Origin of the sequence: Paucibacter hankyongi, assembly GCF_037482915.1 — a bacterium.
GTDB lineage: Bacteria > Pseudomonadota > Gammaproteobacteria > Burkholderiales > Burkholderiaceae_C > Paucibacter_A > Paucibacter_A hankyongi.
Genome location: NZ_JBBHJX010000012.1, coordinates 92,234 through 116,920, shown reverse-complemented (window position 1 = coordinate 116,920; position 24,687 = coordinate 92,234). Strand labels below are relative to the sequence as shown.

The following is a 24,687-nucleotide window of genomic DNA, read 5'->3' as shown; positions in this document are numbered from 1 at the left end:
CCCAAACAGACCCTTTGAGAGACATCAAAACGCCACCATGAACCTGACCCACCAACTGCTGCTGGCCCTCAAGGCCCGAGGTGCCACCGAGATTTTCGGCATCCCTGGGGATTTCGCCCTGCCTTTGTTCGGTGCCATCGAAAAGGCCGCCGTCTTGCCTCTGCACACCTTGTCGCACGAACCCGGCCTGGGCTTCGCGGCCGATGCGGCTGCGCGTGCGCGCGGAGGGCTGGGGGTGGCGGCCGTGACCTATGGAGCGGGTGCGCTGAACATGATCAACCCGATGGCGGCCGCCTACGCCGAGCGGGTGCCGCTGGTGCTGCTGTCCGGCGCGCCGGCCGTGCACGAGGCCAACAGCGGGCTGCTGCTGCACCATCAGGTCAAGACGCTCGATTCGCAATGGCGCTTGCTCGAAGAAGTCACGGTCGACCGGGCACGGCTCGACGACGTCCGCACCGCCCCGGCGTTGATTGCGCGGGTTCTGGATCAGGCGCTGCGCCGCGCCGCGCCGGTCTATCTAGAAATACCGCGTGACATGCCGATGCAGCTCTGCGGCCCAGTGGGAAGCTGGCCGCTTGAAGCGGTGGACCCAGAGCGCCTGGCGGCCTGTGCCGACGAACTCTTGGAGCGCTTGCGCCGAGCTCAGCGCCCCTTTATCTTGGTGGGCGTCGAAATCAGGCGCTACGGCATCGAAGACAAGGTCGCCGAGTTGGCCCGCCGTCTGGGCATCCCCTTGGCCACGACCCTGATGGGCCGAGGCCTGCTCAGCCAAACCGACTGCCCGACGCTGGGTACCTATCTGGGTCTGGCCGGCGATCCCGCGCTGAGCGAACAGGTGGAGTCTTCAGACGGCTTGCTCTTGCTGGGAGCGATTGTCAGTGACAGCAATTTCGCCGTATCGTCCCAGCGCATCGACTTCCGCCACGCGATCCGAGTCTGGCAGGGGCAGGTCGAGATGGGGCACCATGTCTATCAGGGCATCCCGATCGCCGACCTGGTGAAGGCCTTGCTGTCGCGCTTGTCACCCACGCCCGAGCGCAACCAGCCGGCGCAAGCCCCGAATCCTCCCGAAATGGAGCCGCGCGACTTGCAGGCAGCCGAGGCGCAGCAGGCGCTCTGCCCCGCCGCCATTGCCGCCGCGCTCAACCAACTGATGCGGCTACACGGTCCCATGCCGGTGGCCTGCGACGTCGGCGACTGCCTGTTCACCGCGCTGGATCTGCTGCCGACCGATTTGCTGGCCCCCGGCTACTACGCCACCATGGGCTACGGTGTGCCGGCCGGTCTGGGCCTGCAGGTGGCCACCGGGTGTCGGCCCTTGGTGCTGGTCGGCGACGGTGCGTTTCAGATGACAGGGTGGGAGCTTGGCAATGCCCGGGCTTTGAACTGTGACCCTATCGTCTTGCTGTTCAACAACGCCAGCTGGGAGATGCTGCGTACCTTTCAACCCGAGAGCCACTTCCATGACCGCGGCGAATGGGACTTTGCGTCCATGGCGGCCGGGATGGGCGGCAAGGGCTATCGGGTGGACACCATCGCCGAACTGGTGCAGGCCTTGGCACTTGCTCATGCCGAGCGCGGGCGCTTCCAGCTCTTGGATATTCGGCTGGCACCGGGCGCAATTTCGCCCACCTTGCGCCGCTTCGTGGCGGCCGTCAAACGATTGTCGATGCCGGATGTAGCGGGCAAGACCGCGGACTGACACCAGTCCGCAGGCGCGGCTCGCGGCGCGCGGCGCCTGCATTTTCTTGGCCTCAAGAGACCTCGACTTGCGCCGTCAACTCGCTTGCCAATTCGGCAAACAAGCGATCCGCCTGTTCGGCATCGAAGGCCATGTGGTAGCGCTTACGCACACCCATCTCGTGCAGGCGGACATGGCGGCTGGGCTCAATTTGCTGCTGACCCAGGCAGGCTCGGCAGCAGGCCAGCACACAGCCGTCCAGCGCGATGATGGGTCGCCCCGTCGCGGCGGCCTCACGCGCCTTGCGCACCAGATTTGGCACGCCGCCACCGACGCCGGCGATGCATGACATCTCCGCCACGCCGGCGCGGTCCAGGCGCACCGCCAGATGGTTGGCCAGCTGTGCTGCATCAGAGCAGCCCGAACAGCTGTAGACCAGGGGCAGTTGAGTTGCAGCGTTAGCGCTGGCACTTTGGGCAGGCTCAGTGACAAAAATAGCGGCATCAGCAGTCATGTCCGCCATCTTGCCCAATGCCAAGGGCCTTGGTTTTGAGCGACATCAAGGGCAGCGCCCGCGGGCTCGCTTGACCCAGCTCATTGGGTTGGGTCAAGCTTTGCTCAGCGCCGCCAGCTATTGCTTGCAGACACTGCCGCTAGTGAATATTCTGCCGCACAACACTAAATATGGAGTTTTCGTTCATGCAAATCAGCAAACGCTGCGGCCGCCTGGTGGCCTTCGATGCGAGCAAGATCGCGCAGGCCTTGGCCGCTGCCGGGGCCGCCAGCGCCGAGTTGGATCTGCCCGCCGCTCAGCGCTTGTGCGAGCAGGCGGTGCTGCCCAAGCTGTGGGCGCAGTGTGCCGCCTTGGCCGCACAACCAGCTGACGCAGTTCAGGCAGCGCTGAATGTGGAGCAGATCCAGGACGCCGTCGAGCAGGCCTTGTTCGAGGCCGGCCTACGCAGCACCTTGCGCGGCTATGTGGTCTACCGCGAGCAGCACGCCAAATTGCGCGGCGCACGCCAGACCCTGGTCGATGTGCAAGACACCATGGACGAGTACCTGCAGCAGCGCGATTGGCGCATCAAGGCCAATGCCAACCAGGGTTGGAGTCTGGGTGGCCTGATCCTCAACGTCTCGGGCAAGGTGGTGGCCAATTACTGGTTGGACCAGGTCTACCCGCCTGAGGTCGGCCAGGCCCACCGCGCGGCCGACTTGCACATCCATGACCTCGACATGCTGAGCGGCTACTGCGCCGGCTGGTCGCTGCGCACGCTGCTGAACGAGGGGCTCAACGGCGTCGCCGGCAAGGTCGAGTCGGGCCCACCCCAGCACCTGTCCAGCGCGGTCGGCCAGATCGTCAACTTCCTCGGCACGCTGCAAAACGAATGGGCCGGTGCCCAGGCCTTCAGCAGCTTCGACACCTATCTGGCGCCCTATGTGCGCAAAGACGGCCTCGGCTACGCGCAGGTTCGCCAGTGCATGCAGGAGCTGGTCTACAACCTCAATGTGCCGTCGCGCTGGGGCACGCAGACGCCTTTCACCAACCTGACCTTCGACTGGACCTGCCCGGATGATCTGCGCGAGCAGGTGCCGCAGATCGCCGGGCGCGAGATGGGCTTTTGCTACGGCGAGCTGCAGGCCGAGATGGACCTGATCAACCGCGCCTATATCGACGTGATGATGGCCGGCGACGCCAAGGGCCGGGCCTTCACCTTCCCGATTCCGACCTACAACATCACCAAGGATTTCGACTGGCACAGCGCCAATGCCGAGGCATTGTTCGAGATGACCGCGCGTTACGGCCTGCCCTACTTCCAGAACTTTCTCAACTCCGAGCTGACCCCGAATATGGTGCGCTCGATGTGCTGCCGCCTGCAGCTGGACCTGCGCGAGCTGCTCAAGCGTGGCAACGGCCTGTTCGGCTCGGCCGAGCAGACCGGCTCGCTGGGCGTTGTCACCATCAACTGCGCTCGCTTGGGCCATCTGCATGCCGGTGACGAGGCCGGCCTGCTGGCCCGGCTGGATCAGTTGCTGGACTTGGGCCGCGACAGCCTGGAGATCAAGCGCAAGCTGATCCAGCGCCTGATCGACGAGGGATTGTTCCCCTACACCAAGCGCTATCTGGGCACCTTGCGCAACCATTTCTCGACGCTGGGCGTGAACGGCATCAACGAGATGATCCGCAACTTCAGCGCCGACGCGGACGACATCACCACGCCCGCCGGCCACGCGCTGGCGCTGCGCCTGCTCGACCATGTGCGCGCGCGCATGGTCGAGTTCCAGGAACAGACCGGCCACCTCTACAACCTGGAGGCCACGCCGGCTGAAGGCACGACCTACCGCTTCGCCAAGGAAGACAAAAAACGCTACCCCGCCATCCTGCAGGCCGGCACGCTGGAGCAGCCCTACTACACCAACAGCTCGCAGCTGCCGGTCGGCTTCACCGACGACCCATTCGAGGCGCTGGAGCGCCAAGACGAGCTGCAGCGCAAATACACCGGCGGCACCGTGCTGCATCTGTATATGAACGAGGCGCTGAGCAGCGCTAGCGCCTGCCGTGAGCTGGTGCGGCGCTCGCTCTCGCGCTTCAAGCTGCCTTACATCACCATCACGCCGACCTTCTCGATCTGCCCCACGCATGGCTATTTGAGCGGCAAACACGAGTTCTGCCCGCGCTGCGATGCCGAGGCGCTGGCGCGCAAGAGTCAGAGCGCCAAGCCCTTGGAATCAGCTTCCCCTGTCCCTACTCACTGAAAGAAAGACCTCAAGCATGAACAAGCTCACCCGACTCAAGCCAAGCCCGATCGACGGCCAGCCCCTGCTGCGCGAAGACGAACGCCAGCGATGCGAAGTCTGGACCCGCGTGATGGGCTACCACCGCCCCGTCGCCTCCTTCAATACTGGCAAGCAGGGCGAGTTCCAGCAGCGCTTGCATTTTCAGGAAGGCGAACTGGGGCAAGCCGGTCAGCCGCGGGTGCCACTGACGCTTTGCCGGTGAGCCCTGCAGCGCTGGGCGTGGCCGGCCTGACCCCGTTCAGCAGCGTGGACTACCCCGGCCAGCTCGCGGCCGTGGTCTTCATCGCCGGCTGCCCGTGGCGCTGCGGCTATTGCCATAACCCCGATATGCAGCGGCGCAGCGCCGCAGGTCTGAGCTGGCCGGACTTGCTCGCCTGGTTGCAGCGCCGCATCGGCTTGCTGGACGCCGTGGTCTTCAGCGGCGGCGAGGCGACGCTCGACCCGGCGCTGCCTCAGGCGCTGGCCGACACCAGGGCGCTCGGCTTCAAGATCGGCCTGCACACGGCCGGCATGCTGCCACAGCGTCTGCCACCACTGCTGCCTCTGCTGGACTGGGTCGGTTTGGACATCAAGGCGCCGCTGGACGACGCGGCGCTGTTGGGCCGAATTACCGGCCTGCGCAGCGCCGCAGCCGCCCAGCGTGCCGCTGCGGCCGTGCGGGCCAGCCTGACGCTGTTGAGCGGGGCAGGCATCGCCTTCGAGTGCCGTAGCACCGTGCATCCGCTGCTGCACGATGACACGGCACTGCAAGCGATGGCGACTCAGCTCCAGCGCGCCGGCATCCCGCACTGGGCGCTGCAGATCGCCCGGCCCGAGGGCTGCGCAAGGCCGCTGCCGCCGGTGGCAGATAACTACCCGGCTGCGGCACTGCTGGCCGAGCTCAAAAAAGCTTTGCCTGGCCTGGCCTTGCGCCGCAGCTGAATGGCGGCTTGACCCTGGTCACATTTTTTGACGTGAATCAAACAAACGAAAACCCGGCAATTTGGAACCGCCAAAAGGCTAGCAGCACGGGCCCTTCTTGTCCCTGTTCAAGGCCTTGCACCTGCCATCGGTGGTCAACTAGGCGCTCGCGAAACATCGGGGCGCTTGCCCCTCGCGCGCCGGTCCGCACAAGCGGCATCGACGCTGCCCTGGCTCAGTCTCTAGGAGACATTACGCATGACCCCAAGCACCCAAACGCAGCCCAAGCCAAGTTCAGTTCAAGGCCTGCCGACCCACTTGAATCTGGACCTGGACAAGGGCGGTGTATCGCCGCTTTCCAGGACTTTCGCTCCGGCCTCGCTGGCACAGGCCTTGCAGCAGGCTTGGCCAGGTTTGGCCGATGATGGCGACGCGCTGCACGCTATGGCATTTTTAGGCCGCAGCCACCGTATCCGCCAACGCGGACTGCTGTTCAAGGACGGCGTCGGCAATGCAGACGCCAGCCTGTGGCTGCTGGTGCGCGGCAAGTTGAGCCTGGGACGGCGAGATGCCAAAAACACCTGGCGACAGGGGCGATCTTTACAGGGCGGGCAATGGATAGACCTTGCCAGTGCCTGGCCACGCGCCCCCTACCCTGAAACCGCCTTGGCGATAACGCCGGTGCTGGCGCATGAATTCCCGGCACGCGCGGTGCTGAGCCTATGCCTAGTCCATCCGCTGCTGCTGACCCTGCTCACCGACAGCCTGGGGCACATGGCCTGCGAGGCGATGGCATCGCGCCAAGCCATGAGCACGCAGGACTTCCCTACCCGTCTGGCTGAGTGGTTGTTGAAGCAACTCAAACTCAAGGGCGAGGGCGACTGCCTGAATCTGGGCCTGCTCAAACGCGATCTGGCGGCCCAATTGGGCGTGACCCCGGAAACCTTGTCGCGGACCTTGCGTCAGTTCCAGCAGCAAGGCCTGATTGAAATGCACCATCGTGAGCTGCGTTTTCTTGCGCCCGAGCGACTGGCTGCGCTGGGCGCGCGCCAAGGCGCGCAGGTCTAGGAGCGTCGATTTGCTCCCGTTTTGACCAGCCACACCATGGTTAAGCCGAACAGCAGCAAGGACAGCGCATGGCCGACGCCGGCCAGGCTCAGCAGGCCCGGGTGACCGCTCAGCCACGCCAGCGTGCGCAGCAGCAAGCTGAGCCCCATCACGCCCAAGGGCAGCAGTGCCCAGCGGCTGTGACGCGGCGACAGGCCAGCCAAGGCCGGCAACATCAGCGGGGCATGGCCGAACACCATGGCGAAGACAAAGCCCAGCCACAGCAAATGCCAAGCCACACCGCCGGCATGCCCCTGGCCCAGCAGGCCCGCCAGCGCCGCTGCCAGCAGCCAGACATAGCCCAACAACAGGCAGATCGCCGTATGACCCGCCCAGCCGGGCATGCGCCATTGCAGCCTGGCCAGGTCGAAGCGCAAGAGCCACAGAGCCAGCAAACCGAGCACCGACCAGCCCAGGCGGGCCGCCAACTCGGGTTGCGGCCCCATCAACAGGGCCACGCCAAGCAACAGGCCCCAGGCCCACAGAAAAACCTGCGCGGCCCAATGCGGCAGCGGGCGCAAACGCATCAACTCGCGCCGCTCACCCACAATAGTCAGCACCAGGAACAAGCTCCAGCCCCAGCGCGCTTGGCCCGCCTCACCCAAGGCAAAAGCCAGCGCCGCCCACAGCAGGGCGACGGCCCCGCTGGCCTCGACGGCGAGCGGCAACGAGACCGCACGATAACGCGCCGCCCACAGATACAGGCCGAGCAGCCCCAGGGCCGCCAGCACCCAAGCCCAGGCCGCCCAAGTCCACAGACCCAGCGCGGCCAGCAGGCCTGCCGCGCCTGAGCACAGCGGTACCCAGACGCCCCGGCGCAGAGCCACCGCGCGCTCCAGGCTGATCAAGCTGGCGAAGAAGCCTGCCATCATGAAAACGCCATGGCCCCCCAGGGCTTGCCCCCCCAGATCGGTGCTGATGGTGCCGAGGCGTTGCAGGCCGCCGAACAGACCAGCCAGCAGATTCGACAAAGCCAGCAGCAGGCAAAGCAGCAGCCAATACCGTGGCAGGGCCTGAGGCTGCCGCGCCCTCACGGCAACGGCCCGTCGACCCAGCCCAATCGGGCGCGCAGGGCGGGGGCCATGCGCTGAGGCGTCCAGACAATGGACCAGTCCATATCGACCTCGACACGCCAATCCTGAGGCAGCAGGCGTTCGATCGCGCAGCCGGCCTCGTCCATGATCTGGTCGGCCATCGGGCAGGTGGCGCTGGTCGGGATCAGCAGCAGCGAGGCCAGTTGCGGCCCCAGCACAAGCGACTCGACCAAGCCGAGGTCGACGATGTTCTCGCCGATCTCGGGATCGGCCACGCCGCGCAGCGCATGCAGCAGTTGCTCGCGCAGCGCTTGTGGATCATCAGTCATCAGGAGTCACTCCTTGTTTGCGTCTTCATCAAGAACATCATTTGGCCCGCCCGCGCCCGAGCAAGAGCCAAGGCCCATACCGCAGCGCCCAGGCCAGGGCCAGCAGCGCGAAGCCGAGTGCGGCGGCCTGCACCACCGGAGTCAAGGCCTGCAGCCCAGCCGAAACAGCCAGCGCTGCGGCCAAGCGACCCAGCGTCAACAATTGCAACAAGGCCTGCATCAGCCACAAGCCCGCATCGACGGCTACGCTGCGCCCATGCTGTACGGCACTGACACGGCTGACCATGGCCAAGAGCGTCGTGCCCATAAACCCGAGACTCAGCGCATGTAGCGCAGCCATGCCCAGCAGACCCGGTCGGCCCGCCCACGCTGCCAGTTGCGCCAGCGCTTCCAGTAGCAAGCTCAGGCCCAGCCAGAGGTAGCCCATATAGAGCTGAGCGACCAGCGGGGTGCGCCGCGCTGCGGCCAGTTCGGGCCGCAGCGCATCACGAAAAACCAGGGCGGCGAGCAAGGCCAGCGCGCCTGCCGCCAGCAGGCGGACCGGTGCGGGCAACGGCCAGGCGAACAACGCAGCCAGGTCCAGTCCGCAACGCAGCAGCAGGCTCAGCAGCAGGCCTGTCAGCAAGCCTGGCGCGCGCTTGCCCTGCTCATGCACAAAGGGCGTCAACCGCTGCATAGCCAGCAAAAAGATCGCGCCAACACCCAGCCACAAACCGAGGCGGTGCGCGACCTGCAGCCCTAGCGGCTGATTGATCAGCAAGGCCAGCGCCGCCAGCAGTTGGCACAAGCCTATCCAGGTAAGGCCGGCGGCGATGCCCCAGGCATGCAGCGAGTGACGCGCGCCGGGGCGGGCGCAGCGGCGCAGCAGCCCCAAGGCAAGGCCCAACAACAGCAGGCCCGGCAGAGCAGCAGCCAGGCTGGCCAGGCCGCGCCAGCTGTGCGCATCGGCCAGCAGCAGGCTCAGCCAAGCCAGCACGACCATGGCGGCAGGCAGACGCAGCCGCCGACCATCGACCGGCCCCTGGTCCAGCCAGCGCGGCAGGCTGGTGAGGGCAAAGCCGGCGATGAACAAGGGCATGAAGCCCAGGCTCATCAGCCAACCATGCAGGGTCGAGGCCGACAGCAGGCCGGGTGAATGCTGCAAGTGCAAGGGCAACAACTGCGCGACCCACCAAAGTGCACTGAACAGCCACAGCGCCGCTGCGGCGGCAAACAGCGGGCGATGCGGGCTCATCATCAGCGCGGCACGTAGAACACCGCCTTGCTGCGGAAGCGGCTGCCTGGGTGGTCCAGATCTTCCGCCACAAAGTACACCGTATGGATGCCCGGCTGATGGTCGGCCTGTGGCGGCAGGCGCAGCTGTACCGGTAGCGCGCCGATAGCGGCCGGTGCCAGCCGCAGTTCGGAGCCGCCCTTGGCCAGCAAGGCCAGGCCAGGCAGGCCAACGGCCTGCAGGCTCAGGCGCAGCGGCCTCTCGGTGCGGTTGATCAACTGCAGTCGGTAGACGTTCTCGATCAGACCGTCCTCGACCTGCCTAGCCATGGTGTTGCGGTCCTTGACCACATCGATCAGCAAGTCGCTGCGTTGCTGCAAGCTGAAGGCGAAACCAGCGCTGAGCAGCAGCAGGGCCGCGCCGTACAGCAAGACACGCGGGCGCAGCACCCGGGCCAACATCTGCGAGCGCTTCCAGTGATGGGTGATGCCGTTCTCGGTGGCATAGCGGATCAGGCCGCGTGGCGAGCCGACCTTGTCCATCACCTGGTCGCACACGTCGATGCAGGCGGCGCAACCGATGCACTCGTTTTGCAAGCCCTCGCGGATGTCGATACCGGTCGGGCAGACCTGTACGCACAAGCTGCAGTCCACGCAATCTGCGGACTGTCCGGCCAACAAATCGCCCCCCTTGCGCGACCGCGCGCCACGCGGCTCGCCGCGGGCGGCGTCGTAGCTGATGATCAAGGAATCGGCATCGATCAGCGCACCCTGGAAGCGCGCGTACGGGCAAATGTATTTGCACATCTGCTCGCGCAGAAAGCCCGCATTGCCATAGGTGGCACCGGCGTAAAACAAGATCCAGAAGCTGGGCCAGGCGGTCAATTGCCAGTCGAACACTTGTTGACTCATTTCGCGAATCGGCACGAAGTAGCCCACAAAGCTGAAACCGGTCAACAAGGACAGGGCCAGCCAGCCGCCATGCTTGGCCGATTTGCGCGCCAGCTTCGACGCGTTCCAGGGCGCCCGGTCCAGGCGCATGCGGGCCTGACGGTCGCCCTCGGTATGGCGCTCAATCCAAAGAAACAGCTCGGTGTAGACGGTCTGCGGGCAGCTGTAGCCACACCACAGGCGCCCGGCCACGGCGGTGAAGAAGAACAGCGCCAGAGCGCTGAGCACCAGCAAGGCGGCCAGGTAGATGAAGTCCTGCGGGTAGAGCACCAGGCCCAGCACATAAAAGCGCCCTGCTTCCAGATCGAACAACAGCGCTTGGCGGCCGTTCCACTGCAGCCAGGGCATGCCATAAAAGAACAGCTGCGTCAGCGCCACCATCAGCCAGCGCCAGTTGGCAAAGCGCCCGCTGACCGAGCGCGGATAGACCTTGGCCTCGGCGACGTAAAGCGGAATCACTCGCTGGGCTGTGCCGCCACCGGGTGCGGCGGGATGTTCAAAACGGGTCATGAGGCTTGAGTGTAAGTCGGCCAGCTGCGGCAGGCCCGGGCAGGCCCAGCACGGGCAGGCTCGCGGCCAGCCCCGGCGGCACCATCTGGGGAGGACTGAGCAGGTCTGCCAAGCTGTAGCGGTCGAGTTGTTCAAGAAATGCGGCCAAGGCGTCGTTGAAGATGCCGGTGAGCCGACAGCGTCCTGTGAGGCCGCAAGCATTGCCGCTGCCGAGGCACTCCACCAGATAAAAGTCAGGCTCGATCGCGCGCACCAAGTCGCCTAGCATCAGCTCGTCTGGTGCCAGGGCCAGCCGCATGCCACCTCCCTTGCCGCGCACCGTGGTGGTCCAGCCACCCAGACCCAGCTGATGGGTAATCTTGGTCAGATGGGCTTCGGAAATACCGTAGGCCTGGGCGATTTCGGCTGTGGTGCAAAGCCGCTCCGGGCGCTGACCGAGATAGATCAGCATGCGCAGCGCATAGTCGGTCATTGTGGTCAGGCGCATCGTGAGTCCTCAGGCGGCGTCAAGTGTTCGGGATGATGGCAAGCAGGTCTGTGCCACAAGCCGACCTCGGCGCGTGCACTCAACCCGGCAGGCCGTCAGTTCGCGGGCGCATCAGTATCGGGCCGTAACGCCACAAATACAGGGCAAAGGCCAGGGCCCAGAGCGCCGCCGACAGCCACACCGCTTGCAGCAAGGCGGCCGGCACGAGCAGCGGCAAGAACACACGCAGCAAGGCGGCCGCGAGCATGGCCAGATAGGCGGCTTTCTCAATTGGCCCGGCCCTCAAAGGGCGCCCCGTGTGACCCAGCGCGGTGCGCGTGATCATGCCCAGCGTCATCAGGCCGATCAGCCCCACCGTCAGCGCATGGGTGGCCGCAGCCGCGGGCAGCCAATCCAATGCCGCCGCCGCGCGCAGGGCCAGATGTATCAACAGCCAGGCATAGGCCACGTGCAAGACCCAGACCAAGGGGTTGCCCAGCGTCTTCCAAGGTTGCCACAGGGCAAAGCGCCAGCTGTGCGCGAGGAGCGCCGGCAGCAGGGCAAGCAACAGCACAGCACCGCTCAGCCCCGCTGCATCGAACGCGGCCAAGAGCAGCACGCTGCCCAGCGCGGCGCGCTCCACACGCGGGTCACGGCGTGCGTTCATGCCAGGCACGCCGTTATTGGAGAACATCGGCAGCACACGGCCTGCCATAACGGCAATCATGAAAAGCAGCACATCCAGCGCCAAAGGCAAGCCCAGGCCATTGAGCAAGGCGCTCGGCAAAGGCCGCCAAGCCAGCTGCGTCAAGTGCAGCGCGGCCGAGGCAAGACCCATCGCCAGCAACAGTCCGACGAAGAAGTAATTGCGCCGGTTATCACCAGCGGCCAGCGCACGCCACAGCCCCCAGGCCGCCAACCAAGCGAAGACGATGTTAGCGAGCAGCGAAGCCCAGACCCAAGGTGTCAGTACCAGCACACGGGCCAGCACCCAGAGCGCCGCCAAGGCCATCAAGGGCCGTCCGCTGGGCGTGTGCTGCCCCGACCAATTGCGTCCAGCGGTGAAAAGAAAGCCGATCACGATGGCCACGGCGTAGCCAAACACCATTTCGTGGGCGTGCCAGGCGGCGCCGCGCAGGCCCACCTTGCTCAGCAAGCCACTGAATTGCAGGGCCCACAAGGGCACCGACAGCAAAGCCAAGCCGGCCGCCAGCAGATAAAAGGGCCGAAAACCCAGGTCCCAAAGGGCCAGGCCCGCCGGCCCGCGCCGCCGCCGCGGCTCTTGCAATTGCACGAAAACCTTGGCCATCGTCAGCTCCGAATCGGTCTATCTATTTTCTTGATCAATTCGCGCCGCAGCAGCCGCAGCAGCTCTTGGCGGCCGCGCGCCGGGCTATGCGCACGCGCCACTGCTGCGGGCCGGCCTCCAGGGTTTCCCAATCAAACTGGCCGGGCCACTGGGCCTGAAGCTGCTGCTGCAGCGGAAGCGGCTCATGGTCACTGTGCAGCTCGAAGGCGGCCCCCACGATCAGACTTTCAAATTGGCTGAAGATCAAACCGTGGCGTTGTGGCGGCGGAATCAGGCGCACATCAATGACGGTGCAGGCAGGGCTCGAAGCGCTCGAAGCGCCATTCGTCACGGTGTTCATGCAGGGGCTCCCTTAAGTTGCATTTAATATGAAACTTATTATGACGACACCGAAAATTAAAAGCAATATTTAAAATGCATGTTCAACTAGACTTGCGTCGGCCAGCATGTTGGCGCTGACCAGGAACTGAGCCACCGCTCCGACATTTGAGTGAGCCGTCTCTGGTGACCAATACTTCAGTGCCTATGAGGGCCATCAGTCAGTCTGCATGGCTCAACGGAATGTCGGCAGTGGTGCGAAAAGTGGCTTAATTGGACGTCAGCGCCAACAAACGGCGGCTTACGGTCGCCGGCACGGTGCCCATACCCGAGCATGGTGGATTCGTTTGCGTGCGCCAATGCGGAGCTGCCGGATCAGCTGCGCGAATATCTGGGCCGTGCCGGTGCCGAGAGTCTGGCTAAGGCCGGCATGGCCTTGCAAAACTTGAAGGGTCTGGCGGACATGCTCGGCGCCGCGGCCTTGGCGAGCAAGGCTAGCGCGTGCGAAAGCGCCGTGAAACACGGACAACCGCCGAACGTTGTTTGGGTCGATGATTTAGAGTTGGTTATCCAGGCTTGCTGCGCGGCTTTGCAAGCCTGGCCAGCGAAATCGGTGCATTGCCGGGTACACAAGATTTGACGCGCTCACGTTATGCGCACAGCGAATCGGTCTGAGGCTGGCCGATGTCGGCGAAATTCAGTTGAAAGTGGGGCAAACGCCGGCCACCGACTTGTCGCGCCTGGACCAGCAAGTCGGCCAATTGTCGAGCCGAGCCAAGGCTGCCAAAGCGCCGTAAATCGGCCGCTTCTCGTGCCCGCCGGCGCCGCTTGATCCGCTATGCTGACCTCCGGCCGCTTGGCCGCTTGGCCGCTTGGCCGCTTGGCCGCTTGGCCGCTTGGATGACATGACAGGAGACCTCAATGAGCGATGCGACTTTGTTTGAAAAACTCGGCGGTGCGGCGGCAGTGGATGCTGCGGTGGATATTTTCTACCGCAAGGTGCTGATGGATGCCAGCATCTCGGCCTACTTTGAGTCGGTCGATATGGAAAAGCAAAGGGCCAAGCAAAAGGCCTTCCTGACAATGGTTTTTGGCGGTCCCACTGACTATACGGGCAAGGACATGCGAACTGCCCATGCGCCGCTGGTGCAGCGCGGCCTCAACGATGCGCATTTCGATGCGGTGGCCGGTCATTTGCAGGCCACGCTGGAGCAGCTTGGTGTGGCGCCCGAGCTGACCGCGCAGGTGATGGCGCTGGCCGGCAGCACGCGCAACGACGTGCTCGGGCGCTGAAGGGCGCGGAGCCAGATGGTCATGGCCTTGCGTCTTGACGGCGTCGAGTACGCCGTCGCCGCGGGAGAAAAAGTCCTCGACACCTTGCTGCGTCATGGTGTCGAGCTGCCTCATGCCTGCCGGCGCGGGGTCTGCCAGGCCTGCTTGTTGCGCAGTCTGGATGACGTTCCCGGCCTCGCCGAAGCGCAGCAAGGCCTGCGCGACACCTTGCGCCAACAGGGTTTTTTCATGGCCTGCCAATGCCCGGCCGAACAAGCGCTGAACCTGGCCCTGCCGCAAAGCAGCGAGCTGTTTCAGCCGGCCCGCGTCAGCTACAGTGAAGCGCTCAGCGCGAACGTGCAATGTATCCGCCTGCAGCCCTCGTTGGCGCTGCCGCATCAGGCCGGGCAATTTTTGAATTTGCGTCGCCACGATGGGCTGGTACGCAGCTACTCGATCGCCAGCGTGCCGGCGCTTGACCCTTATGTGGAGCTGCATGTGCAGCGGCGCCAGGGCGGGGAGATGTCACAGTGGTTGGCCGATGGCTTGCAAGTCGGGGTGAACATCGAGATCGCCGGCCCCAATGGCAACTGCTTCTATCTGCCCGGCCGGTCGCAGCAGCCCTTGCTGATGATAGGTACCGGCACCGGCGTGGCGCCGCTGCTGGGTATCGCCCGAAGCGCCTTGTCGAGCGGCCACCAGGGGCCGATTGAGCTTTACCATGGCAGCAGCGCAGCGGCCGGCCTTTATTGCCAAGCCCAGCTGTTGGACTTGGCCGCAAGGTATGACAATTTTCGGGTCCACTTTTGTGTTTCCGGCGAGGCCGCACGGCAGCCTTGCGAAAGCGGCCGCGCGCTCGACATCGCGCTGCGCGGCCATCCCGAGTTGAGCGGCTTCCGGGTCTTTTTGTGCGGCGCGCCGGAGATGGTCAACAGCGCCAAGAAAATGGCTTATCTGCATGGTGCCGCGATGCAGGATATTTACGCCGATCCGTTCGAGAACAAGGACCTGCGGCGGCTCGCTCGCCACTGAGAAAATCAGTGATGGAGTTTTTTAGTCGGTGATGACTTTGCCAAGCTTGAGGCTGCCGTGGCGGGCGCGGTGCCGCTTGCCAAGCTGCAGGCTTCGCCGTCCCAATGGCCGCAGGCCGCCCGCTAATGTCTGGGCTTGCTCTTGCTGAAGGCCGAGGCCCGCTGGTTGCACGCCGACCTCGATGTGGCCGAAGCGCAGGCCCGCGAGCTGATACAGCAGGCGCTCAGCCTGTCCGATGGTTGTATGCGTCTGGTGAACCCATCTTGAATGAGCCCGTCCGGTCTGTAAGGATCACGTCCACTTAGCAATAGATGGACATGATGGCAACAGAGAAGATCGTTAGACGGCGGCAATACAGCGCTGAGCTCAAGGCCCGGGTCGTGGCCGAATGCAATGAGGCAGGAGCCTCTGTGGCCAGGGTGGCGATGTCGCACGGCATCAACGCCAACATCGTGCATGGCTGGCGCCAACTACAGCGTGAAGCCAGTCCGTCGGTTCCCTCGAATTCAAGCGGGTTCATTCCGGTGTCGCTTGCCTCTCCGCCGGCGTCCGCTGTCAGTGGCGACATTCGGGTCGAGCTGCGCAGAGGCGCCATTGCCATGACGATAAATTGGCCAACATCGGCCGCAGCCGAGTTCGCCGTCTGGACACGAGAGTTGCTGCGTTGATCCGCATCGACGCTGTGTGGATGGCCGTCGAGCCGATGGACATGCGGGCCGGCACCGAGACTGCATTGGCGCGCGTGGTGAAGGTCTTCGGCGCCGCCCACCCCCACACGGCCTACCTCTTCGCCAACGCCCGTGCCAATCGCATGAAGGTGCTGGTGCACGATGGCGTCGGCGTCTGGTTGGCCGCCCGGCGCCTCAACCGGGGCAAGTTTGTCTGGCCCCATAACGTGGAAGGTATGCTGAGTCTGAGTCGCGTGCAACTGGATGCCTTGGTGCTGGGCCTGCCTTGGCAGATGATGGGCGAGGCTGGGATCATCCGCGTGCTGTAGTGCAATTGCTGTAAATGCCGATGCCTGGGGCCATCGAAGCGGGCAACATCCATTCCCGTGATCCACGAAACCCAGCTTGACACCCTGACACCCGCGCAGTTGCGCGAGTTGACGGCGCGACTGCTGAGCGAATTGCGCTACAAGCAGGCCACCATCGACAAGCTCACCCACGAGAACGCGGTGCTCAAGCGAATGAAGTTCGCCGCCAGCAGCGAGGTGTTCCAGGGCGACCAACGCAGCTTGCTCGAAGACGCGGTCGATGAAGACTTGGAGGCGGTGCAAAGCGAGCTGCAACAGCTCGCCAGCAAGCCCACAACACCTGCCGGCAGAGCTGCCGCGCCGCGAGTTCCGCCACGAACCCGACAGCACCCGCTGCACTTGCGGCTGCCAGATGAAACGCATCGGCGAGGACGTCGCCGAGAAGCTGGACTACGCCCCTGGCGTGTTCACGGTCGAGCGTCACATCCGCGGCAAGTGGGCCTGCGCCCAGTGCGAGCGGCTGGTGCAAGCGCCGGTCGAAGCGCATGTGATCGACAAAGGCATTCCGACCGCCGGCCTACTCGCGCAGGTGCTGGTCGCCAAATACGCTGACCATCAGCCGCTGTACAGGCAAGAAGGCATCTATGCCCGCAGCGGCGTGACACTGCCGCGCTCGACCTTGGCAGCCTGGGTCGGCGCATGCGGTGTGCAGTTGCAGCCGCTGGTGGACGCGCTCAAGGCCGAGATGCTCAGCCACGAGGTGCTGCATGCGGATGAAACGCCGGTGGCCATGCTTGATCCCGGTGCCGGCAAAACGCACCGGGCCTATCTGTGGAGCTACTGCACGGGCCAATTCGAAGACAGTCGCATCGTCGTCTACGACTTCGCCGAGAGCCGGGCCGGCACGCACGCGATGGAGTTCCTGGGGCACCCTGGCGAGAAGGCATGGCGCGGTGCGCTGGTATGTGACAACTACTCGGGCTACAAGGCCCTGCTCGCCAAGGGTGTGACGGAGGTGGGTTGCATGGCCCACGCAAGGCGCAAGTTCTATGAGCTCTGGGCCAACCACCGCAGCGAGATCGCCGAGCAGGCGCTGAGCCACTTCGGCCAGCTGTATGAGATTGAGCGTGAAGTGCGGGCCGCATCGCCCGAACAGCGTTTGCAGACCCGACAAGCCCAAGCCAACCCGGTCGTCGATGCCTTGCACCGCTGGCTTGCGCTGCACCGGCAGAAAGTGCCCGACGGTTCAGCCACAGCCAAGGCCATCGACTACAGCCTCAAACGCTGGGTGGCGCTAACGCGTTACCTTGATGACGCCATGCTGCCCATTGACAACAATTGGGTCGAGAACCGAATCCGGCCAGTGGCGCTTGGGCGCTCGAACTGGCTCTTCGCCGGCAGCCTGCGAGCGGGGAAGAGAGCGGCGGCCGTGATGAGTTTGATCCAGTCAGCAAAGCTCAATGGTGTGGAGCCGTGGGCATACCTGAAGGACGTGCTGACCAGGTTGCCAACACAGCCGGCCAGTCGAGTCGCGGAGCTGCTGCCGCATCGCTGGATTCAGCCCAAGTAATTCGGGCGCCCACCTGCTGGGCGGCCCGTCAAGATGACTTGCCTGGACGCATACCGATGGTTTGCTGATGACCGACGCCCATCTGCTGCTGGCGCATATCGCGGGTGATCGCGGTGACCCGGCGGGGCGATGCGCCGAGCTGGACATCACGGCGGCCATGAGCGTCGGCAGCGGGCACCGTGCTGGCGCCCACTCTGCGCATCCGAATGACAAGAACTGGCCGGGACCGTGAGGCCGCATCATCGCCCGTAAGGCGACGTTGACCAAAACGGTCGGCGAACCGAACGTCAGTGTTGCGGCGCCTGTTTGAACTGTCGGTCTGGAGCAGGCCCGGACATTTCGAGGGCACTGACTGCGTGGCAACTCGCCCAAAGCGGGCATTGCCAATTAATCAACGTATCTAAGCGACTTGTCACAAGCGGTCGCTCGCGACCGGCAGCTAACCGACATCGCCAGCGGCGGCATCGAATTCAGTCTTTGCCACTGCATTTCTACCCGGTCCAGCGCGAAAATATGAGCCGTATCTAAGTCCGCATCCTCCACCGCGCGCAGCTCTGCAAGCTTTACATCAAACTCGCGCACAGCATTTTCAAACTGCTTGAGTTCCACTGACCCATCCCGGCTTGCACGGTGCGCAAGTAGCGCCACGTGCTGCGAAAGCATGCGCAGCCGCCCAGCCGCCTCGACTTGCCGGGTCACCTCCGCCAAGGCATTGAACTCACGCGATACAACCCATATCAATGAGACCGTGGAGATAGCGAACCCTCCCACGATGACTAGCAGCAGCGTTCGCAGACTGGTACGCGGAAGATGTGACAACGGAGCGGGTTATGGCCCCGGATCTTCAGTGGTGTCGGTTGTCAACGCCTGCCCCTAAGGAGGCATAACGCCAGATCGCTTGGTCTTTTTTTGGAGAAAGACCTTGATCTCCTTGTCGGACCGCCGAATATGTAGCGACAACCAGTCCCGCAAGACCGCAGACAACTGCGAAGCGACAGTGATACTGCCAGATTCATATTTTGCGCGAAGTACACGCAGCTGGTCGGCAAATTTCGCATGACCAACTTTGTGCCGTTCTAGGTTTGGAAAGCGCAGTGCCTCCATGATCTGCTCTTCGCGTTGTAGATGCTCTTTGGTATAGGTGATCAGTTCATTCATCAATTTCTCAACCACCTCTTGTCCACGCCCCTCGCTGGTTGCCGTGTGCAACTCATTTACCAAATTGACCAACTTCATGTGGTCGTCGTCGATCGGCCCCTCATCAATGACCATGTCATCGGCCCACTCAAAATAAGCCATTCCAGTCTCCCTTCAAACGATTGGTAGAGACGGAGAAACGTGCTACCGACCTATCGCAGCGCGCTGTCCGAGTCTGAACACGCTGACCGCCTGCACCAGCGTTTTGGCCTGATGATCCAGAGACTGCGCCGCAGCGGCAGCCTCTTCCACCAACGCAGCATTTTGTTGTGTGACGGTGTCCATTTGGCCAATGGCCTGGTTAACTTGTTCAATACCCAATGTTTGGTCCTGACTGGCGCTGGTGACTTCGCCCATCAGGTCCGCCACACGCCTGACGTGAACAACAATTTCATCCATGGTGCTACCAGCTTGCTCGACAAGCTTGCAACCTTCACTGACATTGCCTACCGATGTGGTGATAAGGATTTTTATCTCTTTCGCCGCCTCAGCAGAGCGGCCAGCCAAAGAGCGCACTTCGGCCGCGACCACGGCAAAACCGCGCCCCTGCTCGCCCGCTCGTGCAGCCTCAACCGCCGCGTTGAGCGCCAGAATATTGGTTTGGAACGCGATGCTGTCTATCACACCGATGATATCGGCAATCTTTTTAGAAGAGACGTTGATGGCCTCCATCGTGTGGACCACCTGCCCTACAACCGTTCCACCCCTTGCAGCTACCTGGGCTGCAGATTCCGCCAGTTGGTTGGCGTGCTTTCCTGATTCAAAGTTCTGTTTGACCGTAGAGGCCAGTTCATGCATAGACGCTGCAGTTTGCTCCAGTGCGCTGGCCTGTTCTTCGGTGCGAGACGAAAGGTCCATATTGCCGCCTGCAATTTCGTAGGTGGCGGTAGCCATCGATTCCGTACCGCTGCGCACCTGGTTCACAATATTGATCAGGCTGTCGTTCATATCCTGCAGGGACTGCAGCAACTGACCGCATTCATCCTTTGAATAGACCTGTACTTCGGTCGTGAGATCTCCGGACGCCACTGTGCGCGCAATATGCACCGCTTCCTGAATTGGTTGTGTAATGGAGCGCGTGGTGAACCAAGCAAAGCCAACCCCCACCACTAAACCAGAGAAACACAGCATGCTCAGCAGAACAGTGGCCGAGTCGATTCGATCGCGGACCTCGGTGCTACTGTTAACTACAATTTTCTTTTGCAACTCGGTAAGTGCAACGATGGGCTGTTGCATTGCGTCCAATGCCGGCAGAGTTTCGCTGTTCATGGTCGCGATGGCAGCCTCTCTTTGCCCATCTTCAATTTGCTTTGCAACTTTGGAAAATGATGTCTCGTACCACTTGCGCTGCTCGACCAGCGTCGCCAGCAAAGCCTTGCCCTCGGGCAAATAGACAAGCTGCGTTAAGGTTTCGAGTGCAGCGCTGATGGTTTTCTTGTTGACATCAATGGACTGCTTGATCTTCGCAGTCTGGGCAGGGTCACTGGCAATCAGCAACTCCATCGTATTGCGCGCATTCGCTCGTGTCGTTGCATTGATGACATTGGCTGCCTCTGACTTAACCCAGTCCTTTTCAATGATGCGACTGTTGACTGTGTTGACTTCGGCGAAGCGCAGCAGGCTCACTCCCGCTATAGCGACCATCATCAAGAGCAGTACACCAAAGCCAATGGCCAAGCGGAAGCCGATTTTAAGGTTCGTGAAAGAACGCATTGCAGATTCCCTTGGTTGGGCCGCCTGATAGGGCGGTTCCGTTGTGCAGCAATTCAAGGCTACGGGGTTCAACCTAGTTGGGGTTAGATCTTTAGAGCTACCGCTAACACCCGCGACAACTATCCCATCCTCACTCGACTTGCGGTTGTCCTGCATCAATATGGCCGCATTCCTTGCGTCATGGGGGGATCAGTGCCGGCAGCAACGAACAAAACCTGGGGGTCAGCCAGATCGGTGAGGCATTGGCTCAAATAGACTAAGCAACCCAGCACAACGCAGAAGTTGAAGAAGAAACGGCGACAGTAGCGCCCAGCTTGAAAGGCTATCTGCTTAAAACGGTCAGCGTTGAAAGACTGCTCACAAGTTGTGAGCGTGGGGTTGCCAAAGACCGCATTTGGGTTGAACGCGCGAATTCAATGAGTCGGAATGAATACCCGCAACGGGCACAGAGCTGCCTAACAGCTCTGTGCCGTGCACAAGAGGGACTTTGTGCGGTCGACCAGCTTCTAAGCACGCAACAAAGCTGTCACTCGGCGGGCGGGTGGTTACCTGCCTAGTTCTGCTTTCTGGCATATCGTTGAATTCACACTGCCGGCCATTTGCGGTCGCTCCCGAAAGTCCCCTTTGCGGTTGCCCCGCGCTGTGGAGCAAAGGGCTCGGACGAGCCGCCGGGCGCCCATAGGACTGTGCGCGGCGCCGCCGCCCAGCTTGTGCATCCGAGCGAAATCCGCGGCCGTGGGGGATGCTCACTTGGCTCATTAGTTACCAACGGTGTGAAGACCGTCGCCCGCTTACATCTGGCCTGGCGAAACAATGGCACAGAGGTGCTCGGCGCACTGCCCAAAACTCCTGTCGTTGAATGGATCGGCAGGTCGCGAGCGCTGGCGACCTGCCTTCGCGAGCAACGGCTGGTTCAGGCAGCTCGCCGTCGGATTGACATTGCTGCGTCTGCGCCGCGGCCGAAAACCTCACAGATGGGACAAGCCGGCCTGTGGGTCTTCAAAATCTGGCGCGACATCGCGCCACCCTTTGGCTTCAAAAAGCTGCGTTGCTCGTAGGAGTCACGTGGCTGTGCAAATAGGCCAGTGAGATATCCGATCAGCACCTGGATGCCTCGACCCACCACTTCCATGTTGAAGGCAAGCATGGATGGCTGTGGGTCGTCGAAGCCCCGCAGATAGCTGCCGTTGCGTTCACGCTCATCGCGTGGCACCGACTCGGCCGCGAGTCTGTCAGGGCTGATGTGCGCGCTGCACCATAGGCACGGCGTTCCCGGCCGCACGAGATTGATCCTACCGATCTCGTTTGCAACGGCCCCTGTAGCGGCCACCGAGAACTGAACACCCAGGTCCAGCAGCGGGATCATGTACTGTTGGCAAAGCTGATTTAGGTAGGCGCGAGAGGTTGTGTTGTCTGTGCAAACGACGATGACATCGCAGCCAATGAGATAGGCCAGCGCTTCATCGTGCTCGACATGTTGCAGCAGGGCATCGACCTTCGCGTCCGGCGCGTGAGCGAGCACATAGTCGCGCGCAATATGGACCTTAGGTCGTCTTTGCGCATCTGCCGGCACGGCGAAGGGGATGCGCGGAAGATTGGTGTCGTCCAGCAGTTCATCGTCAACCAAGGTGAGCCGCCGCACACCATGATGGACGAGCGCCAGTGACGCGAGGCTGCCGGTCCCGCCGAGTCCAATAACAGCGCACGAAACCGCGCTGACCATGCGCTGACCTTGGGCGCCTAGAAGCAGCGCCTGGCGTGCAAAACGGCGTTCGTCCAGAAGCCGACTCGGGACAAACTCACGCCAATGAACGTCGTCAACGACTACGACAGAGCCTAGCTCAACCGCCGCACCTTGCCTCGGGTAGACCAAACCAACGCATTCGTTAACACCGGCATTCCACACGAGCGCGAGATGTTCGGCTTGTGATGCTCGCCGGTGGAAGAAGGCGAAGGACCGCCGGTTGCCCATGTGATCTGCTTGAGAGAACCCGACACCCGCTTCGGTCATAGGGTGCAAGTGCGCCATCACGATCACCCGGTTTGCTTCTCTTGCCCTTTGTGCAACGCGTGCCATGGCTAGCGGCGTCACCGATGCGATGTCCTCGCCTTGGGCGGCATAGTCGGCACGATCAACATCGACGATTTCGTCGACAAGGTAAATCACTGCGTCTCGTGCCTGCACCCGACGGCAGGTAAGAAACGCGACACTTTCGGCTGGCATTGCCGCCCGCAGCAAGGCTGCGAGGCGGCGATGATGGTCAGCGCGCATACGAAGCACGTAGTTCATCATCGCCTCCGCTTAGTTTGCCTGGCCCAGGCGCATGCGCGCGAACCGCAAGTGGGACAACAGCCCGTCAGTGGCCGGGTTCCACCGGTGACCCGGCGGGTAGTGCCAAGAGAAGCGCTGCCAGGTTTCTCCCGCATACATCTCAATCTGGTCGGCGTTTTGCGGCGAGCGCCCGTCAGCAAGCGCCAGTCCCGGCGTCACCCAGAACATGTCCATCGCCGCAAGCGGGTACCCCTGAGGCGCGTGGAACAGAATGTCCGTGACGGTGCGGTTCCAGTGCGACGGCAGCTCCAAAGCCCTGACAATGACGAGCGACCGAGTGCCGTCGTCAATGCGCTCGACCGTGCCGCAGCGTTCGCGCAGCAGGTCGAGGTCGGCTTCGAGCTTTGTGTCGAAGCCGACATTGCCGCAAGGGCTGGTGTAGAAGCGATCGTCTTCCTGCACAAGAACCCTCATGCCCGGCGTGATCTGCGCATCCGGGACATCCTTCAGCTCGACGAACACACCGTCCCCGGACTCGAAGTCGGGGTCCAGCGCAGCAAGCTGCTCGAACGTCAGTTTTGCTTGATGCAGGAGTTTGTCGGGAGCCAACTCTTGCTCGTTGACCACCGGCGAGAGTGGCTTGCGCAGGCACGGGTTGTCGTCTGCGGGGCAGGGACCTTCACCGATGGAGAAGCGTTCGCGTCCATTGATGATGATCTGGTCGTCGACGCGCAACGGGATGTCGCGGTCGTCTGCCAGTTCCAGCAGCAGGTGCTGCCGTGCCGAATCGACATCGGCCAGGTTGTAGATTGCGGCTCCGGCAACGAGGCCACGCGAGGTATCAAAGCGGTTTCCCGCCACATGAATAACGGTGTGCATAGGGTTTCCTATAGCGCGAGTTCATACCGGCACCCTTATGGATGCCAAGGATTTCGCTTGACGCTTGGGGCCAAGTGCCGCACACTTTTGGCTCTCACACCGGCGTGGCAACATGTCGACCCCAAGGCAAGCATTCGTGCTTGCCTTTTTCTTTATGGGCTCATAGCTGTACTCCTTCAGTCGAAGAGTCCGAAGCCGGACGCTTTGGGTGGGATGACGCCGTCTTTGACCAGACGGTCGAGGCGGTACGTTGCGGCCTGGACGCTGGTTCCGCACAGTTGTGCAAGGTCAGACGCCGATGCGACGGAACTACAGGCCTCGACCGGCATCATGATTGCCGCGGTAAGCGCCTTGGCCTGCCATTCGCTGTCCTCGCAGAACTTGTGCTGGCCGACTGGCCCGCGCTGCAGAGTTACTGCGTGCTCCAACACGATGTGGGACAACTCGTGGACGACCGTGCTGCGCGAAAAGACCTTCTCCTCGGTCACACCGTCATAGACATCCTCTCGCAGAACGATCAGGCGCCTCTCTGGAATGGTGAACGCGGCACAGTCTTCAAGGCTGCCGGTTTCTTCCGACCGGTATTCATAGCCCGCCTTCCGCAGCGTGATCTCGAGCGTTCGCCAAGCGTCAATGCGGAACCCGCCCGACCCCTGGACAGTCGGCAGGAGCGACCGCAATCGCACGGCCACATCCTCGAGCTTGGCGTAGCTCATGGGCGCCACCTTGTACCCGGAAGGGGTCCGGGATTGGCTTTCGTTACCGAGGATCATTTGCGTTTGCCCTCTGGATATTTCGAGTCCAACCAGTCGTTGATCTCCTTGCTCGGCTGCGACCCTGACTGCAGGCGTCGCGCGAACGCGGCAACGAGGCTGCGGGCATCTGGCTGCAGGTCTGCCACATTGACAACTTCCTTGGACCGCTCCGCCGCTTGCCGCAGGCTCTGCAGATCCGCATCGGACGCGACGCCCCGGAAAAACTGGAGGGCCGCGTCCACGTACTTGTCGGCGAGGGTCTTCTCGCCATATTCGATGCCGCTGAGGTACGACGAACTTATGCCCATTGCCTCAGCCATGGACTTCATTGAGACGTCGTGACGCATCCTCAGCAAGCGGACTGTTTCTCCGAACGGGGTGAGTTTCATGTGCGAGTGCTCCTTCGTG

General features: G+C 62.8%; 27 protein-coding genes and 1 pseudogene. 13 read left to right on the top strand and 15 right to left on the bottom strand.

What is annotated here, in order from left to right:
* The first annotated feature begins 37 nt into the window (after nt 1–37).
* Nucleotides 38–1,702: an indolepyruvate/phenylpyruvate decarboxylase gene (ipdC, locus tag WG899_RS16795; protein WP_339596801.1), complete on the top strand. Its 1,665-nt coding sequence runs from the start codon at nt 38–40 to the stop codon at nt 1,700–1,702.
* A gap of 52 nt (nt 1,703–1,754) precedes the next feature.
* On the opposite strand, the gene WG899_RS16790 is transcribed toward ipdC, so the two are convergent.
* On the bottom strand, nt 1,755–2,195 hold the full coding sequence (locus WG899_RS16790; RefSeq protein WP_339596800.1) for a putative zinc-binding protein: 441 nt from the start codon (nt 2,193–2,195) through the stop codon (nt 1,755–1,757).
* 185 nt (nt 2,196–2,380) lie between these two features.
* On the opposite strand from WG899_RS16790, the gene WG899_RS16785 reads away from it, so the two are divergent.
* From WG899_RS16785 to WG899_RS16770, 4 genes are all read left to right on the top strand, one after another.
* Entirely contained in the window at nt 2,381–4,435 is a 2,055-nt protein-coding gene (locus WG899_RS16785; protein WP_339596799.1) for a ribonucleoside triphosphate reductase, read from the top strand.
* Nucleotides 4,436–4,451: 16 nt separating this feature from the next.
* Nucleotides 4,452–4,679, top strand: a complete 228-nt coding sequence (gene nrdD, locus WG899_RS16780; protein WP_339596798.1) for an anaerobic ribonucleoside-triphosphate reductase — start codon at nt 4,452–4,454, stop codon at nt 4,677–4,679.
* On the top strand, nt 4,676–5,398 hold the full coding sequence (locus WG899_RS16775) for an anaerobic ribonucleoside-triphosphate reductase activating protein (RefSeq protein WP_339596797.1): 723 nt from the start codon (nt 4,676–4,678) through the stop codon (nt 5,396–5,398). Before nrdD ends, WG899_RS16775 begins: the two co-directional genes overlap by 4 nt.
* Nucleotides 5,399–5,635: 237 nt before the next feature.
* Nucleotides 5,636–6,445 (top strand): Crp/Fnr family transcriptional regulator, encoded by an 810-nt coding sequence (locus tag WG899_RS16770; RefSeq protein WP_339596796.1) that lies wholly within the window; start codon nt 5,636–5,638, stop codon nt 6,443–6,445.
* Here WG899_RS16770 and WG899_RS16765 read toward each other — a convergent pair.
* From WG899_RS16765 to WG899_RS16735, 7 genes are all read right to left on the bottom strand, one after another.
* Nucleotides 6,442–7,518 (bottom strand): DUF8744 domain-containing protein, encoded by a 1,077-nt coding sequence (locus WG899_RS16765; protein ID WP_339596795.1) that lies wholly within the window; start codon nt 7,516–7,518, stop codon nt 6,442–6,444. The genes WG899_RS16770 and WG899_RS16765 overlap by 4 nt on opposite strands.
* Nucleotides 7,515–7,847 carry a metal-sulfur cluster assembly factor gene (locus WG899_RS16760; RefSeq protein WP_339596794.1) on the bottom strand — a complete coding sequence of 111 codons (333 nt, stop codon included), beginning with the start codon at nt 7,845–7,847 and terminating at the stop codon, nt 7,515–7,517. The genes WG899_RS16765 and WG899_RS16760 overlap by 4 nt, the downstream gene beginning before the upstream one ends.
* Before the next feature lie 37 nt (nt 7,848–7,884).
* Nucleotides 7,885–9,081: an NnrS family protein gene (locus tag WG899_RS16755; RefSeq protein WP_339596793.1), complete on the bottom strand. Its 1,197-nt coding sequence runs from the start codon at nt 9,079–9,081 to the stop codon at nt 7,885–7,887.
* A gap of 2 nt (nt 9,082–9,083) precedes the next feature.
* Nucleotides 9,084–10,520, bottom strand: coding sequence for a cytochrome c oxidase accessory protein CcoG (ccoG, locus tag WG899_RS16750; RefSeq protein WP_339596792.1), 1,437 nt, complete (start codon nt 10,518–10,520; stop codon nt 9,084–9,086).
* Complete coding sequence (locus WG899_RS16745) at nt 10,507–11,007, bottom strand: RrF2 family transcriptional regulator (protein ID WP_339596791.1); 501 nt, start codon at nt 11,005–11,007, stop codon at nt 10,507–10,509. Before WG899_RS16745 ends, ccoG begins: the two co-directional genes overlap by 14 nt.
* 79 nt (nt 11,008–11,086) lie before the next feature.
* Nucleotides 11,087–12,295, bottom strand: a complete 1,209-nt coding sequence (locus WG899_RS16740; RefSeq protein WP_339596790.1) for an NnrS family protein — start codon at nt 12,293–12,295, stop codon at nt 11,087–11,089.
* 34 nt (nt 12,296–12,329) lie between these two features.
* Nucleotides 12,330–12,635, bottom strand: a complete 306-nt coding sequence (locus WG899_RS16735) for a DUF2249 domain-containing protein (RefSeq protein ID WP_339596789.1) — start codon at nt 12,633–12,635, stop codon at nt 12,330–12,332.
* Between the two features lie 315 nt (nt 12,636–12,950).
* Between WG899_RS16735 and WG899_RS16730 the strand changes: the two genes are divergently transcribed.
* The 8 genes and pseudogenes from WG899_RS16730 (at nt 12,951) to WG899_RS16695 (ending at nt 17,695) form a co-directional block, all read left to right on the top strand.
* Entirely contained in the window at nt 12,951–13,253 is a 303-nt protein-coding gene (locus WG899_RS16730) for a hypothetical protein (RefSeq protein WP_339596788.1), read from the top strand.
* A 281-nt stretch (nt 13,254–13,534) separates the two neighbouring features.
* Nucleotides 13,535–13,906: a group I truncated hemoglobin gene (locus tag WG899_RS16725; protein WP_339596787.1), complete on the top strand. Its 372-nt coding sequence runs from the start codon at nt 13,535–13,537 to the stop codon at nt 13,904–13,906.
* 21 nt (nt 13,907–13,927) lie between these two features.
* Nucleotides 13,928–14,917: an FAD-binding oxidoreductase gene (locus tag WG899_RS16720; protein ID WP_339596786.1), complete on the top strand. Its 990-nt coding sequence runs from the start codon at nt 13,928–13,930 to the stop codon at nt 14,915–14,917.
* A gap of 135 nt (nt 14,918–15,052) precedes the next feature.
* Nucleotides 15,053–15,184: a hypothetical protein gene (locus WG899_RS16715; protein WP_339596785.1), complete on the top strand. Its 132-nt coding sequence runs from the start codon at nt 15,053–15,055 to the stop codon at nt 15,182–15,184.
* A 53-nt stretch (nt 15,185–15,237) separates the two neighbouring features.
* Complete coding sequence (gene tnpA / locus WG899_RS16710; RefSeq protein WP_339596784.1) at nt 15,238–15,585, top strand: IS66-like element accessory protein TnpA; 348 nt, start codon at nt 15,238–15,240, stop codon at nt 15,583–15,585.
* On the top strand, nt 15,582–15,914 hold the full coding sequence (tnpB, locus tag WG899_RS16705; protein ID WP_339596783.1) for an IS66 family insertion sequence element accessory protein TnpB: 333 nt from the start codon (nt 15,582–15,584) through the stop codon (nt 15,912–15,914). The genes tnpA and tnpB overlap by 4 nt, the downstream gene beginning before the upstream one ends.
* A 57-nt stretch (nt 15,915–15,971) precedes the next feature.
* A pseudogene (gene tnpC, locus WG899_RS16700) lies at nt 15,972–17,463 on the top strand (IS66 family transposase).
* Between the two features lie 67 nt (nt 17,464–17,530).
* On the top strand, nt 17,531–17,695 hold the full coding sequence (locus tag WG899_RS16695; protein ID WP_339596782.1) for a hypothetical protein: 165 nt from the start codon (nt 17,531–17,533) through the stop codon (nt 17,693–17,695).
* Nucleotides 17,696–17,850: 155 nt separating this feature from the next.
* On the opposite strand, the gene WG899_RS16690 is transcribed toward WG899_RS16695, so the two are convergent.
* The 7 genes from WG899_RS16690 to WG899_RS16660 all read right to left on the bottom strand — a co-directional run bounded on the left by WG899_RS16690 (nt 17,851) and on the right by WG899_RS16660 (nt 24,668).
* Complete coding sequence (locus WG899_RS16690; RefSeq protein WP_339596834.1) at nt 17,851–18,162, bottom strand: type IV pili methyl-accepting chemotaxis transducer N-terminal domain-containing protein; 312 nt, start codon at nt 18,160–18,162, stop codon at nt 17,851–17,853.
* A gap of 174 nt (nt 18,163–18,336) precedes the next feature.
* The gene (locus tag WG899_RS16685) at nt 18,337–18,762 is read right to left on the bottom strand and encodes a bacteriohemerythrin (protein WP_339596781.1); all 426 of its coding nucleotides are present in this window, start codon (nt 18,760–18,762) and stop codon (nt 18,337–18,339) included.
* Nucleotides 18,763–18,804: 42 nt separating this feature from the next.
* Complete coding sequence (locus tag WG899_RS16680; protein ID WP_339596780.1) at nt 18,805–20,373, bottom strand: methyl-accepting chemotaxis protein; 1,569 nt, start codon at nt 20,371–20,373, stop codon at nt 18,805–18,807.
* A 913-nt stretch (nt 20,374–21,286) separates the two neighbouring features.
* Nucleotides 21,287–22,663 (bottom strand): HesA/MoeB/ThiF family protein, encoded by a 1,377-nt coding sequence (locus WG899_RS16675; protein ID WP_339596779.1) that lies wholly within the window; start codon nt 22,661–22,663, stop codon nt 21,287–21,289.
* A 12-nt stretch (nt 22,664–22,675) separates the two neighbouring features.
* Nucleotides 22,676–23,524, bottom strand: coding sequence for an E2/UBC family protein (locus WG899_RS16670; protein WP_339596778.1), 849 nt, complete (start codon nt 23,522–23,524; stop codon nt 22,676–22,678).
* Between the two features lie 176 nt (nt 23,525–23,700).
* Nucleotides 23,701–24,240 (bottom strand): ImmA/IrrE family metallo-endopeptidase, encoded by a 540-nt coding sequence (locus tag WG899_RS16665; RefSeq protein WP_339596777.1) that lies wholly within the window; start codon nt 24,238–24,240, stop codon nt 23,701–23,703.
* Nucleotides 24,241–24,293: 53 nt separating this feature from the next.
* Complete coding sequence (locus WG899_RS16660; RefSeq protein WP_339596776.1) at nt 24,294–24,668, bottom strand: helix-turn-helix domain-containing protein; 375 nt, start codon at nt 24,666–24,668, stop codon at nt 24,294–24,296.
* Nucleotides 24,669–24,687 lie beyond the last annotated feature (19 nt).